Annotated in this window: 11 protein-coding genes and 1 riboswitch; of the genes, 2 read left to right on the top strand and 9 right to left on the bottom strand. The window is 73.7% G+C overall.

What is annotated here, in order from left to right; all coding sequences use genetic code 11:
• The first annotated feature begins 127 nt into the window (after positions 1–127).
• On the top strand, positions 128–1375 hold the full coding sequence (gene thrS, locus DQ392_RS21560; protein ID WP_114017273.1) for a threonine--tRNA ligase: 1248 nt from the start codon (positions 128–130) through the stop codon (positions 1373–1375).
• On the opposite strand, the gene DQ392_RS21555 is transcribed toward thrS, so the two are convergent.
• From DQ392_RS21555 to DQ392_RS21520, 8 genes are all read right to left on the bottom strand, one after another.
• Positions 1352–2257: a (2Fe-2S)-binding protein gene (locus DQ392_RS21555; protein WP_245981726.1), complete on the bottom strand. Its 906-nt coding sequence runs from the start codon at positions 2255–2257 to the stop codon at positions 1352–1354. The two genes, thrS and DQ392_RS21555, sit on opposite strands and share 24 nt — an antisense overlap.
• Positions 2254–3054 (bottom strand): ABC transporter ATP-binding protein, encoded by an 801-nt coding sequence (locus DQ392_RS21550; protein ID WP_114017347.1) that lies wholly within the window; start codon positions 3052–3054, stop codon positions 2254–2256. Before DQ392_RS21550 ends, DQ392_RS21555 begins: the two co-directional genes overlap by 4 nt.
• Positions 3051–4013 carry a FecCD family ABC transporter permease gene (locus DQ392_RS21545; protein ID WP_245981750.1) on the bottom strand — a complete coding sequence of 321 codons (963 nt, stop codon included), beginning with the start codon at positions 4011–4013 and terminating at the stop codon, positions 3051–3053. Before DQ392_RS21545 ends, DQ392_RS21550 begins: the two co-directional genes overlap by 4 nt.
• A gap of 58 nt (positions 4014–4071) precedes the next feature.
• Positions 4072–5076 (bottom strand): ABC transporter substrate-binding protein, encoded by a 1005-nt coding sequence (locus DQ392_RS21540; RefSeq protein WP_114017271.1) that lies wholly within the window; start codon positions 5074–5076, stop codon positions 4072–4074.
• Positions 5073–5876 carry an ABC transporter ATP-binding protein gene (locus DQ392_RS21535; RefSeq protein ID WP_114017270.1) on the bottom strand — a complete coding sequence of 268 codons (804 nt, stop codon included), beginning with the start codon at positions 5874–5876 and terminating at the stop codon, positions 5073–5075. The genes DQ392_RS21540 and DQ392_RS21535 overlap by 4 nt, the downstream gene beginning before the upstream one ends.
• A complete protein-coding gene (locus tag DQ392_RS21530; RefSeq protein WP_114017346.1) occupies positions 5873–6922 on the bottom strand; it encodes a FecCD family ABC transporter permease in 1050 nt (349 codons plus the stop codon). Before DQ392_RS21530 ends, DQ392_RS21535 begins: the two co-directional genes overlap by 4 nt.
• Positions 6923–7101: 179 nt before the next feature.
• Positions 7102–8160: an ABC transporter substrate-binding protein gene (locus tag DQ392_RS21525; protein WP_114017269.1), complete on the bottom strand. Its 1059-nt coding sequence runs from the start codon at positions 8158–8160 to the stop codon at positions 7102–7104.
• A 67-nt stretch (positions 8161–8227) separates the two neighbouring features.
• A riboswitch (cobalamin riboswitch) is annotated at positions 8228–8407 on the bottom strand.
• 429 nt (positions 8408–8836) lie between these two features.
• Positions 8837–9568, bottom strand: a complete 732-nt coding sequence (locus DQ392_RS21520; protein ID WP_114017268.1) for a DUF7873 family protein — start codon at positions 9566–9568, stop codon at positions 8837–8839.
• 169 nt (positions 9569–9737) lie between these two features.
• On the opposite strand from DQ392_RS21520, the gene DQ392_RS21515 reads away from it, so the two are divergent.
• On the top strand, positions 9738–11999 hold the full coding sequence (locus tag DQ392_RS21515; protein ID WP_114017267.1) for a terpene synthase family protein: 2262 nt from the start codon (positions 9738–9740) through the stop codon (positions 11997–11999).
• Here DQ392_RS21515 and DQ392_RS21510 read toward each other — a convergent pair.
• Positions 11891–12976, bottom strand: a complete 1086-nt coding sequence (locus DQ392_RS21510; RefSeq protein WP_181856512.1) for a DMT family transporter — start codon at positions 12974–12976, stop codon at positions 11891–11893. The genes DQ392_RS21515 and DQ392_RS21510 overlap by 109 nt on opposite strands.
• Positions 12977–13080: the final 104 nt, after the last annotated feature.

The raw sequence follows: 13080 nt of genomic DNA, 5'->3' as shown, positions 1-13080 counted from the left end.
GCCGGAGCTCAGGACCCGGCGCGCCGAGTGACGTACTGAACGACGAAGCCCCGGGCCGAGCGCCCGGGGCTTCGTCGTGGTGGCGGCCCACGAGGCGGCCCGGCCCCCGAGGGACCAGGGAGCCCGCATGAACACCGCACGACACGACCACCGCCGCCTGGGCCGCGAGTTGGCCCTCTTCGGCACCGATCCGCTCATCGGCGCGGGACTGCCGTACTGGCTGCCGGACGGCGCGGCCGTCCGGCACGCCGTGGAGGAGTACATCCGGGAGGCCGAAGGCCGCGCCGGATACAGCCACGTGTACTCGCCGGTGCTGGGCAAACGCGAGCTGTACGAGATCTCCGGGCACTGGTCGCACTACGCCGACGACATGTTCCCGCCCATGGAGCTGGCCGACGGCGAACAGGTGGTGCTGCGGCCCAGCCTGTGCCCGCACCACGCCGTCCTCTACCGCTCCCGGGCGCACAGCTACCGTGAGCTGCCGCTGCGGCTCGCCGAACTCGGCGGCATGTACCGCTCCGAGCTGTCCGGCGTGCTGGGCGGGCTCAGCCGCGTACGGGCGATCCAGCTCAACGACGCGCACATCTTCTGCACTCTCGACCAGGTGGCCGACGAGGCGCATGCCGCGCTGGAGATGATCCGCGACGCCTACCGTGCGCTGGGCATCTCCGCCGCCCGCTACCGCCTCTCGCTGCCGGGGCCCGGCGGCAAGTACGCGGCGGCGCCCGACACGTGGCGCCGGGCCACCGCTGTGCTGGCCGACGTGCTGGAGCGGTCCGGGCTGCCGTACGAGGCGGCCGAGGGCGAGGCCGCCTTCTACGGGCCGAAGATCGACGTGCAGGTCGCCGACGCGGCGGGCCGTGAGGCGACCCTCTCGACCGTCCAGGTCGACTTCCACCAGCCCGAACGCTTCGATCTGACGTACGTCGGCGCCGACAGCGCCCGGCACCGGCCCGTCATGGTGCACCGCACCGTCATCGGCAGTGTCGAGCGCGCCGTCGCCCAGCTGATCGAGGTGCACGGGGGCGCCTTCCCGGCTTGGCTGGCCCCCGTCCAGGTGCTCGCTCTGCCGGTCACCGACGGGCAGGCCGACGAGGCCGGGGACTTCGTACGCCGCTGCCGCGAGGCGGGGCTGCGGGCCCGGTTCGCGGGGCCGGAGGCGGGAAGCCTCTCGGCCAGGATCCGCGCGGACCGGCTCGTTCCGTACCAGGCGGTCATCGGGGAGCGCGAGGCCGCTGCCCAGGCGGTCGCCCTCCGCCTGCGCGACGGCCGGCGCCTGGATCCGATGCCGGGCGACGAGGCGGTCGCGCGGTTGTCCGCGCACGTGAAGGCCCGCAGCACCGAGCTGTGGTCACCGTGCGGCGTACGCGCGTAGGCGTTCCGCACGCGGGGTGAGGCAGCAGCTGGCGCAGCGGACCGCCTCGGCGCTGGTGTAGTAGAGGCAGCAGGTGTTGCGCAGGTAGTGGAGGCGGCGGCTGCCGTCGCGGTGGGTGACCTCGGCGAGGTCGCCGAGCCGGGCGAGCCCGGGGAGGGGCCGGACGAACTCCTCCCACAGCGCGGCCAGGTCCGCGCTGCTCCGGGGCGCCGCCGCGCTCAGCGCCGTCGCGCAGCCGTGCGCGACGCCGCCGTACAGCTGCCGCAGCCCCGCCCTGGTGGTGCCGTGCAGCGTGCGGGCGAGCGGCAGCAGGTGGGTGTTTAGCACCGCCTCGTGGAGCGCGGCCAGCGTGGCGGCCCGCTCGCGGGCAGGGGCGGCGAGCAGCCGCGGCTCACGCAGCCTCACCCCGGCGATACCGTGGCTGCCGGGACGCACCAGCACGTTGTGCGGCCGTACGTCCCATACGCCGCCGTCCAGCACCCAGCCCAGCATCGCCGCCGCCGTCACCCGCCCCGCGTAGACGGCGACGAGGGTGAGGGCCGCGGCGTGCGCGGTGCGGTGGCCGCTGCCCTGCCACTCGGCGTCGAGTAGCCGCGCCAGCTCCCCACCGCCGCGCACCTCGTCGCCGGTGCCCCGCCCGCGCATCTCACCACCGGTGCCGCGCCCGAACACCTCACCGCCGGTGCCCCGCCCCCGGGCGCCACCGTCGGCGCCCGGGGCCAGCAGCCGGTCGGCGGGCAGCCAGTCGCCCGACCGGGCCTCGGCTCCGGTGGGTTCGCCCGGCAGCATGTGGTAGCGCGGGCCGTACGTGGACGCGAGGTCGGTCAGAGCGGACAGCGCGGTCAACTCGTCGAGGAGCACGGGCTCGTCAGGAGCGCTCACCGGCGTGCGTCCTCCAGGCCCGGCGGCAGGTAGACCACGGTGGGCGCCCCGGTACGGGGGTGCACGCGCACCTCGGCACGTACCGCGTACACCCGGGCCAGCAACTCCTCCGTCAGCACTTCGCCCGGCGGCCCCGACGCCACCACCCGCCCGGCGTCCAGCACGTACAGCCGGTCGCAGAAGTAGGCGGCGAGGTTGAGGTCGTGCAGGGCGAGGAGCCCCGTGGCGGGCAGGTCGCGTACCAGGGTCAGCAGCTCCCACTGGTAGCGCACGTCCAGATGGTTGGTCGGCTCGTCCAGGGCGAGCAGCGCCGGGCCCTGGGCCAGCGCGCGGGCCACCAGGACCCGTTGCCGCTCGCCGCCGGACAGCGACTCGAACGGGCGCGTGGCCAGCGCGGCGGCGCCCGCCCGCTCCAGCGCCTCGGCGACCCGGGCGGTGTCCCGCGCGGTGTCGCCCTCCCAGAACCGCTTGTGCGGGGAGCGGCCCATCGCCGCCACCTGCCGTGCGGTCAGCCCGAATCCGACGCCACCGTCCTGCGGTACGGCCGCCACCTTGCGGGCCCGCGCCTTGGCGTGCAGCGCCGCGGCGTCGTCGCCGTCGAGCAGGATCCGGCCCCGCGTGGGGCGCAGGGTGCCGTAGACGCACCGCAGCAGGGTGGTCTTGCCGCTGCCGTTGGGGCCCACGACCCCGACGGTCTCACCGGGGCGCGCCTCGAGCGTCACCTTGTCGAGGAGCGCGCGCCCCCGCTCGACCTCGTAGGAGACCTCCTCGGCGTGCAGCGCGCAGGCCCGCGTCATGCCCACGCCCCCTCACCGCGCGGGGAGCGGCGCAGCAGCCACAGGAAGAACGGGCCGCCGGTCAGCGCCGTCAGCACGCCGACGGGGATCTCCTGCGGTGCCGCGACCGTGCGGGCGGCCAGGTCGGCCAGTACCAGGAAGGCGGCGCCGCCCAGCGCCGCGACGGGCAGCAGGGCGCGGTGCGCGGCGCCGACGACCATCCGGGCCGCGTGCGGCACCATCAGGCCGACGAACCCGATGGAGCCGCTCACCGTCACCAGCACCGCCGTCACCAGGGACGCCAGGACGAAGGCAACGGCGCGGAAGCGGCCCACCTCCAGGCCGAGCGTGGTGGCGCCCTCCTCGCCGACCAGCAGCAGGTCCAGCGGCCTGGCCAGCGCCAGTAGCAGCACCAGCCCCGCCAGCAGCACCAGCGCGGGCAGCGCCAGGGTGTCCCAGCGGGCCTGTCCGAGCCCGCCCAGGGTCCAGAACAAGATGGCGCGCAGGTGCTCCTTCTCGGAGGAGGTCACCAGCACCAGGCTCGTCAGCGCGGAGAGCACGTACTGCACCGCGACCCCGGCCAGCACCAGCCGCCCCGTCGTCATCGCGCCGCCGCGCCGCGCCATGGCGTACACGACGAGCAGCGCCACCATCGCCCCGGCGAACGCGCCCACGGACATCGAGACGGCGCCGATCCCGAACACGACGACGAGTGCGGCGCCCGTCGACGCGCCGGAGGAGATGCCCAGCAGGTAGGGGTCGGCCACCGGGTTGCGCACCAGAGCCTGCAACACCGCGCCCACCAGGGCGAGTCCGGCGCCGACGACGGCGGCCAGCAGCACGCGGGGCAGCCGCACGTCCAGCACGATCGTGGTGAAGGGGCCCGGCCCCGAGCGGCCCGCCAACGCGGCCAGCACCTCGCCGACGGGGATGCGCGCCGAGCCGAGGGCCAGCCCGGCGACGGCGCCGGTGAGCAGCATGGCGGTCAGCGCGGCGCACACCAGCGTGCGCCGCAGCGGTGAGGTGCGGGGCACGGGCTCAGGCACCCTTCCGCCGCGGGTGGAGTTGGCGTGCCAGGTCGTCCACCGCGTCGGGGACGCGCGGGCCCAGCACCGCGGAGGAGAGCGGCAGCACCGCGAACCGCCGGTGCTTGACGGCGGGCACGTCGGCCAGCGCCGGATCCCGCAGCAGCCGCTTCTTCTTCTGCGCGACAGTCGTCCCGCCGTAGTCGTAGATCACCACGACGTCCGGCGCGCGCTGCACGACCTTCTCCCAGGAGACGTCGGCGAAGGGCTTGTCGACGTCGGCGAAGACGTTGCGGGCACCGGCCCTGCGCAGGATCTCGTTGCCGATGCCTGCACCGCCGGCGGTGAACGCGGAGCCCTCGCCGCTGTCGTAGACGAAGACCCGCGTCTTCTCGGTCCCCTCCAGCCGCTTCGCGGTGGCGGCCAACTGCTTGTCCTGCGCCTCGATGAGGGCCTCGCCGCGCTGGGGGACACCGAAGACGCGGGCCACCTGGCGGATCTCCTTGTGGAGGGTGGCGACGTCCGTGTGGTCGGTGCACGACTCCAGGTTCAGGCGTGTGGAGACGCCGCCGTCTTCGAGCGCGGCCCGGTCGCGGCCTTCCGTCTTGTCGAAGGCGCTGGCGTATCCGCCGTAGACGAAGTCGGGGCCGGCGGCCAGCAGCACCTCCTTGGAGGGGTACTTGTCGGCCAGCACCTCCACGCCCTTGTACGCCTTCCGGTAGCGGGGGAGGATCTCGTCGTCCAGGTAGGCGGTGCCGGCCATCCTGTTCTGGAGGCCGAGGGCGAGCATGACCTCGGTGACGTGCTGGTTCATGGTCACGGCCCGCTCCGGCGGCGCCGTGAAGGTCGTCTGCACACCGCAGTTGGCGACCGTGTACGGGAAACCCGCGGGCGAGCCCTGCGCCGGGGCGCCGCCGGCCCGGGGGCCGGTCCCGCACGCGGCCAGCGGTATCAGCAGCAGCGCGGTGAGCGCTCCGCGCGCGGCGCGTCCCGCACCCGCCCGCCTGGTCCGGATCATGAGGTCTCCTCCGCCGTCTGTCGGGGTTCCGTCTCCTCCTCGGGCAGGAACCGCACCGAGGGCCGCCCGCCGGGGCCTTCGGCGGTCACCACCGAGCGCACCCCGTACACCTGGGCGACCAGCTCCTCCGTCAGCACCTCGCCCGGCGGGCCCGCCGCCACCGCCCGCCCCTGGCACAGCACCACCAGGTGGTCGCAGAACATCGCCGCCAGGTTCAGATCGTGCAGCGCGACCACGGCGGTGACCGGGCCGCGGGCGACGAGGGCCAGCAGCTCCAACTGGTGCCGCACGTCCAGGTGGTTGGTGGGCTCGTCCAGCAGCAGCTCGCTCGGCCGCTGGGCCAGCGCGCGGGCGATCTGCACCCGCTGCCGCTCGCCGCCCGAGAGGCTGTGCCAGGGCTGGTCGAGCCGGTCGGCGAGCCGGGTGCGCTCGACCGCCTCCCGTACGGCCGCCTCGTCCTCGGCCCCGGGCCCGGCCCAGGCGCCGCGGTGCGGGATACGGCCCAGCCGCACGACGTCCTCGACGGTCAACTCGACACCGGTCTCGGCGTGCTGCTCGACCACGGCGACCCGCCGCGCCACGGCCTTGCGGCCGACCTCGCGCAGCGGCCTGCCGTCGAGGGTGACCACGCCGGAGGAGGTGGCCCTGATGCCGGCCAGCAGCCGCAGCAGTGTCGACTTGCCCGATCCGTTGGGGCCCAGCAGCCCCACGGTCTGGCCGGGGCGCGGGTCCAGGCTCACCCCGTCGACGACGAGCCGCCCGCCGGCCCGCCACGCCACGTTCCGCGCGCTCAGACTCACAGCCCCGCCCCCGCCCTGCCCGGGGCGCCTCGGCCGCGCCGTCCCCGGTGCAGGATCAGCACGAACGCCGGCACGCCCAGCAGCGAGGTCGCCACCCCCACGGGCAGCTCGCGCGGGGCCAGCAGGGTGCGCGCCGCAGTGTCCACCCACACCAGGAACACGGCGCCCAGCAGCGCGGTGACGGGCAGCAGCCGCCGGTGCGCGGGCCCGCACGCGGCGCGCGCCGCGTGCGGCAGCACCAGCCCGACGAAGCCGATGGCGCCCGCCGAACTGACCAGGACGGCCGTCAGGAGGGCCGTCACCAGCAGCAGCGTCAGCCGCATCCGCCGCACCCGCACGCCCAGCGCTGCCGCCGCCTCGGGGCCGAAGGCGAAGGCGTCCAGCGCGTGGGCCCGCGCCAGGCACACCACCAGGGTGAGGGCCAGCGCGCCCGCGCCCACCGCCACCTCGGCCCAGCTCGCGGAACCGAGGGAGCCCAGCAGCCAGAACAACACCCCGCGGGTCTGCTCGGCGTCGGCGGAGACGAAGACGATCAGTGAGGTCAGCGCCGAGAACAGCTGCATGGCGGCGATCCCCGACAGCAGCACGCGGTCGGTCGTACCGCCTGAGGTGTGCGCGAGCAGCAGCACCAGCGCGAAGGAGAGCGCGGCGCCGGCGAAGGCACCGGCCGACAGGGAGAGCGCGCCGCCGCCCACGCCGAGGACGACCACGCTCACCGCGCCGGTTGAGGCGCCGGAGGAGACGCCCAGCACGAACGGGTCGGCGAGCGGGTTGCGCAGCAGCGACTGGAGCACCGCACCGCACAGGCCGAGGCCGGCCCCGCACACGGCCGCCAGCAGCGCGCGGGGCAGCCGCAGTTCCCACACGATGCCCTCGCGGAGCGGGGTCAGCCCGGCGTCCGCTCCGCCCAGCCGGGCGGCGACGACGCGCCACACGTCGGCCACGCCGATCCCCGCCTGCCCGACGGTGATGACCAGAGCGACCGACAGCGCGCAGGCCACGACCCCGAGGGCGCACACCACGGCCGTGCCCCGCCCGCTGCGCAGCGCGAGCGCCCACCGCCGCGCACGCCGCCGTGTCTGCCACCGTGACCGGTCCGCGGCCGCCACGACGGAGTGATCCCGGAAGGCGGCGGTCTCGGGGCCGGCTCCGCCGGACGCGGCGGTCCCGGGGCCGGTTCCGCCGGGCGCGGGGGTTCGGGGGCCGGCTCCGCCGGACGCGGCGGTCACCTCGTGCGCTCCGCGAGATGGAGGTCCCGCAGGCCGCTCGCGACCTTCTCGACCCCCTCCACGGTGCGGATCGAGGGGTTCATCGCCGCCCCGGGCAGCAGGACGTACCGCTTGTGGCGCACTGCCGTCATGTGGCGGGTGACCGGGTCGGACTCCAGCTTCTCGATCTTCGCCTTCGCCGTCTCGGCGGTCTGGTTCTCGCGCGTCAGGTCGCCCAGGACGATGACGTCCGGATCGCGGTCGGCCACGGCCTCCCAGCCGACCTGCGGCCACTCGTCACGGGTGCCGTCGAAGGCGTTCTCGGCCCCGACCGCCCGCGTGATGACGCCCGGCGCCCCGCAGCAGCCGGCCACGTACGGGGACTCGGAGTTGGCGAACCAGTACATGACGGAGGTGCCGTGCGCGTCCACGCCCTCGGTGGCCTTCGCCATCCTCGCCCTGAGGCCGGCGACCAGCTTCTCGCCGCGCTCCTGGACACCGAACGTCTTGGCCAGGTCGCGGACCTCTCCGTAGACGGTGTCCATGGTCAGCCGCTCGCTGCGGGCTCCGTCACCGTTCGACCCGGACTTCTTGGCGCAGTCGGCGGGGGAGAGGTAGGTGGGCACGCCCAGGCCGGCGAACTTCTCCCGCGGGGCGACCCCGCCCTTGTCGAGCGTGGCGGCGAACGAGGCGGTCACCAGGTCGGGCTCTTCGGCGAGCACCTTCTCCAGGGCCGGGTAGCCGTCGGCCAGCCGCTCGACCTTCGCGTTCTCCTTCTCCAGCCCCTTCATCACCGGGTCGGTCCAGGTGCCGGTGCCCGCCATGCGGTCCCCGAGGCCGAGGGCCAGCAGGATCTCGGTCGATCCCTGGTCGAGCGAGACGGCGCGCCGCGGCGGGCGCTCCAGGGTGACCTCGTGCCCGCAGTTGCGCAGGGTGCGGGGGTAGCCCGCTTCCCCGGCCTTGTCCGGGGTGCCCCCTGGCTCGGGGGTCGTCCCGCAGCCCGTGACGGTCGGCAGGAGGGTCAGGGCGAGGGCGAGAGCCGCGGCCCGCGGGGCCCCACGGCGCGTTCGGCGCATGGCCAGCTGTGTCCTTCTCCGTCGTAAGGCTCAGTCGCGGAGCCCGGCGTGCCACCGCCTCCGAGGTTCCGGAGTGCGGGTGCCAGCAGGTTTTCGGACTCGGGACTGCCGGAGTGTGCGCCTTCCCAGGGACCGCGCCCCAGTGGCCTCGTGCACACCCCAGTCCCACACCGCTGCGCGTCAGCTCCGGATTCGCACCGGATTCCCTGACCCGTTCAAGGGTTTGACTGGCGGCTGCAACGTACCACGCGGTCAGCGGGGCGGAGTGAGGGGGAGCAAGGGAGGAGAAGCGGCGAAAGGGACCCCGGGGCTTTGCCCGGCCCCGGGGTCCTGGGTGCCGTTCGTTCGCACGTCCCAAGCGGTTGATGGGCGGATCGTTCGGCGATGTCCTCGCGTGGAGCCACTCCACCACGGCCGCACGAAGAACGGCCGGCCGGGTTCGAACCGGCGTCTCGAGGTCGTCACCGCCCCGGTTGCCGGACGATGAACGGCGATGCTGAGCGTGGAGCGAGAGGTTGAGACTGACCGGGGCCTGGTTGTCGCAGTGCCGCCGGGGGTTCACACATCAGCTTCAGTTTCAGCTTTGCGCTCCTGGCGCACCCCGGGCCGAGGGCCGCTGAAGCCCTGACCCGGGGAGTCGGGTGGGTGCCGGTGCGCGCTCGGCGCACCGGCGTGGTCAGGAGAAGAGGTAGCCGAAGACGGCGTCTCCGACGCGGTGGTCGGTCACCTGAGTCGCGTTGGCCTCCTCGCGGGCGAACTTCACCGCGGCGGACAGCTTCTCCAGCCGCTCCAGCAGTTCGTTGACGCGCCGCGCGGGAAGGGCGCCGGAGTACTTGACCGTCGTCCAGTACCCGACGGGGATGTCCTCGTAGTAGACCTCGACCTGGGCGGGATGCTTCTCGGTGGCCTCCGCCTTCACGTGGTTGCGCGGCACCTTCTTGGTGCGGACCGTACGGACCTGCTCGGTCTTCCACCAGTCCGTGGACGGGTCCTGTTCCCAGGCCTCCGCGCCGTCCAGCACGGGCAGCCTGCGCAGGAAGGTGCCCAGTTCGCCGAGCTGCTTCTCCAGGAACAGCAGGTAGGAGACCGGCACCTCGGCGAGGACGGTGCGCCCGTCGACGACGATGTCCGCGCGGGCCGTGAGGTTCGACCAGTCCTTCGTCGCCGTCACATCGAACAGCCGCGTGAGGATCTTCGCTGTTTCCTTCAGCACATCCTCGGCCTTGACCTGCACCCGCGTCGACTCCGGCGGAAGCTGCTCGCCCTCTTCGTCCTTGGGCTGGTACGTACGCGAGATACCGGCGAGCATCTGCGGCTTTCCCAGCCCGTGCTGCGCCTGCGCCAGGTCCTGGGCCACCTTGGACTTGACGCCCTTCTCGACTGCGATGATCTGATTCAGCTTCGCCACGTCGGCGAACCTAACAGCCCAACCTCCGCGCCCACCACGGTTTTTGTTCGACGGCCTCGTCACGGCAGTGTCCGCGCGGTGTCCCACGTCCGGGTGAAAAAGGATGCTCATCGCTTCGCCCCGGGTAGGCCAAGTCCGCCAGCCACTCGAGCGACTGGGGGACCGGACGTTGTCGCAACCCTTCGAACTGCCCGACTTCTACGTGCCGTACCCGGCCCGCCTCAACCCGCACCTCGAGGCGGCACGGGCGCACTCGAGCGAGTGGGCGGCGCGGCAGGGGATGCTGGAGGGCTCCGGGGTCTGGGACACCGCGGACCTGGACGCACACGACTACGCGCTGCTGTGTGCCTACACGCACCCGGACGCGAGCGAGGACGACCTGGCGCTGGTCACCGACTGGTACGTGTGGGTCTTCTTCTTCGACGACCACTTCCTGGAGATGTTCAAGCGCACCCAGGACCGCGCGGGCGGCAAGGCGTACCTGGACCGGCTCCCGCTGTTCATGCCGCTGGACGAGGCTGCGGCGGTGCCCGAGCCCACCAACCCCGTCGAGGCCGGGCTCGCCGACCTGTGGGCACGCACCGTGCCGTCCATGTCCCGTGACTGGCGCGCCCGGTTCGCCGTGAGCACCGAGAACCTGCTCAACGAGTCGCTGTGGGAGCTGTCCAACATCAACATCGGGCGGGTACCGAACCCGGTCGAGTACATCGAGATGCGCCGCAAGGTCGGTGGCGCCCCCTGGTCGGCGGGGCTCGTGGAGTTCGCCGCGCACGCCGAGGTGCCCGCCGCCGTCGCGGGATCCCGCCCGCTGTGCGTACTGCGCGACACCTTCTCCGACGCCGTCCACCTGCGCAACGACCTGTTCTCCTACGAGCGCGAGATCGGAGAGGAGGGCGAGCTGTCCAACGGCGTCCTCGTGCTGGAGACCTTCTTGGACTGCACCACCCAGGAGTCGGCCGAGGCCGTCAACGACCTGCTGACCTCCCGTCTCCAGCAGTTCGAGCACACCGCGCTGACCGAACTGCCCGCGCTCTGCGCCGGCAAGGGCCTCGATCCCGCGGACCAGGCCGCCGTCGCCGCCTACGTCAAGGGGCTCCAGGACTGGCAGTCCGGCGGCCACGAGTGGCACCTGCGCTCCAGCCGCTACATGAACGGCGGCGCGGCCGCCACCGGGGCCACGGGCCCGGCGGCCGCCCGGCTGCCGTTCGTCCCCGAGGGCCTGGGCACCTCGGCGACGGACGTCCTCGCCGGCGTCGCGCGCACCACCCCGCAGCGCGTCCGCTCCTTCACCCACGTACCGCACGAGCGCACGGGCCCCTCGGTGCTGCCCGCCTTCGAGATGCCCTTCACACCCCGGCTCAGCCCCCACCTGGGCGGGGCGCGCGAACGGGTCGTCACCTGGGCCCGCGCCATGGGCCTGCTGGACCCGCAGCCGGACGTGCCCGGCGGCCGGGTGTGGGACGAGGGGCTGATCCGCGACAACGACCTGCCGCTGTGCGCCGCCGGCATCCACCCCGACGCCACCCGGGACCAGCTCGACCTCTCCTCCGCCTGGCTGGCCTGGGGCACGTGGGGTGACGACTACTATCCGGTCCGCTTCGGCCGCACCCGCGACCTGGCGGGCGCCAAGGTGTGCACCGAGCGCCTGTCGCTGTTCATGCCCGTCGAGGGCGAGCCGGTCCCGCCGCCTGCCGGTCCGCTGGAGCGTTCGCTGGCCGACCTGTGGGCGCGCACGGCGGCCCCCCTGCCGGTGGCCAAGCGCCGCCGCTTCCGCGCCGCGATCGAGACCATGGCCGTCAGCTGGCTGTGGGAGCTGGACAACCAGACGGCCAACCGCATCCCCGACCCCGTCGACTACGTCGAGATGCGGCGCAGGACCTTCGGCTCCGACCTGACGATGAGCCTGTGCCGGCTGGCCCACCCGGACAGCATTCCGGAGGAGATCTACCGCAGCGGCCCCATGAAGTCGCTGGAGAACGCTGCGGCCGACTACGCCTGCCTGCTCAACGACGTCTTCTCGTACCAGAAGGAGATCGAGTACGAGGGGGAGATCCACAACGGGCTGCTCGTCGTCCGCAACTTCTTCGACTGCGACTACCCGACGGCGCTGCGCGTCGTCGCCGACCTGATGACCTCCCGCATCAGGCAGTTCCAGCACGTGGCCGCGCACGAGTTCCCCGTGCTCTACCAGGACTTCGCCCTGGACGAGGACGGCCGGGCCGCGCTCGACGGGTACGTGCGCGAGCTGGAGAACTGGATGTCGGGCATCCTCGTGTGGCACCGCGACTGCCGCCGCTACACCGAGAGCGACCTGCGGCGGCACTACGCGCCGGGCTGGCCCTTCGACGGACCCGCGGGACTGGGCACGTCGGCGGCCAGGCCCGCGCTTTCCGCTTCTTCTCCCGCAGGGCGCCTTCCGGCAAGGGGGTGAGACGGTTCGCCGTGTGCGGTCCGCGGGCCGGTTGCGGCTCGTCGCCGCGGTCCCCGCGCCCCTTCGGTGCGCCCCCGCGGGCGCCGGGCGGCGGGGGAGGTGCGGCCCGAGCGGGAGACCGCCACTCCGGCCAGGCACAGCAGACCGCCCGCCAGGGTGATCAGGGCGGGCACCTCGTCCAGGGCGAGCCACGACATCAGCACGACGAGGACGGGCACGACGTAGGTCGTGGAGCCCATGCGGCCCGCGGTGGTGCGGGAGAGCGCGAACGCCCAGGTGCAGAAGGCCAGCGCGGTCGGGAAGAGGCCCAGGTAGACGACGTTGAGCGACGCGGACAGCGGCGCGTCGCCGACCTGCGCGAGCAGTTGGCCGCTGAACGGCAGGCAGGCGACGCACCCGATGAGGCAGCCGAACGCGGTGACCTGGAGCGGTGAGGCCTGCCGCAGGGCCGGCTTCTGGCTGACGACGCCGACGGCGTAGGCGGCGGCGGCCAGCAGGCACAGCACCACCCCCAGCGGGGAGGAGCCGCCGCCCCGGGAGACGGACAGGCCCACCGTCACGGCGCCCGCGAACGAGACCGTGATGCCGGCCATCAGCCGGGGCGGGAAGCCCTCCTTGAGGAACCGGCCGGCCAACAGCGCCACCAGGACGGGGCCGACGTTGACGACCATCGCGGCCGTCCCCGCGTCGACCAGGCGTTCGCCCCAGTTGAGGGCGACCATGTAGCCGCCGAACCACAGCACGCCCGAGGTGGCGATGCCGGGCCACGCGGCTCTCGGCGGGAGCCCCTCGCGCCGCAGCAGCAGCGCCGCGCACAGCACGAGGGCTCCCACGCCCAGCCGGCCCAGGGCCATGGCGCCGGGGGAGTAGTGTTCGCCCGCGCTCCGTATGGAGACGAACGCGGAGGCCCACAGCACGACCGAGACCGCTGCCGCGGCCAGCGCCGCGGCCTCGGTTCTCGTTTTCCCTGCCACCATCCCAGGCTCCATCCGTGGCTCACCGGGCCCTGCCCGCTCGTTCGAGTCAGGACCGTAAGTCATGGACGGTGGTGACGCCAGCGGTTTTGCGACGGCGTCATGCG

Source organism: Streptomyces reniochalinae (assembly GCF_003323735.1).
Taxonomy (GTDB): Bacteria; Actinomycetota; Actinomycetes; order Streptomycetales; family Streptomycetaceae; genus Streptomyces; species Streptomyces reniochalinae.
This window is presented reverse-complemented; position numbering and strand designations above follow the sequence as displayed.

What these genes read in the sequence shown, in the direction of transcription:
- DQ392_RS21545 (WP_245981750.1), bottom strand. Translation starts at nt 4,013, where the DNA reads ATGCTGCTCACCGGCGCCGTCGCCGGGCTGGCCCTCGGCTCGGCGCGC.
- DQ392_RS21540 (WP_114017271.1), bottom strand. Translation starts at nt 5,076, where the DNA reads ATGATCCGGACCAGGCGGGCGGGTGCGGGACGCGCCGCGCGCGGAGCG.
- DQ392_RS21510 (WP_181856512.1), bottom strand. Translation starts at nt 12,976, where the DNA reads ATGGTGGCAGGGAAAACGAGAACCGAGGCCGCGGCGCTGGCCGCGGCA.
- DQ392_RS21550 (WP_114017347.1), bottom strand. Translation starts at nt 3,054, where the DNA reads ATGACGCGGGCCTGCGCGCTGCACGCCGAGGAGGTCTCCTACGAGGTC.
- DQ392_RS21525 (WP_114017269.1), bottom strand. Translation starts at nt 8,160, where the DNA reads ATGCGCCGAACGCGCCGTGGGGCCCCGCGGGCCGCGGCTCTCGCCCTC.
- thrS (WP_114017273.1), top strand. Translation starts at nt 128, where the DNA reads ATGAACACCGCACGACACGACCACCGCCGCCTGGGCCGCGAGTTGGCC.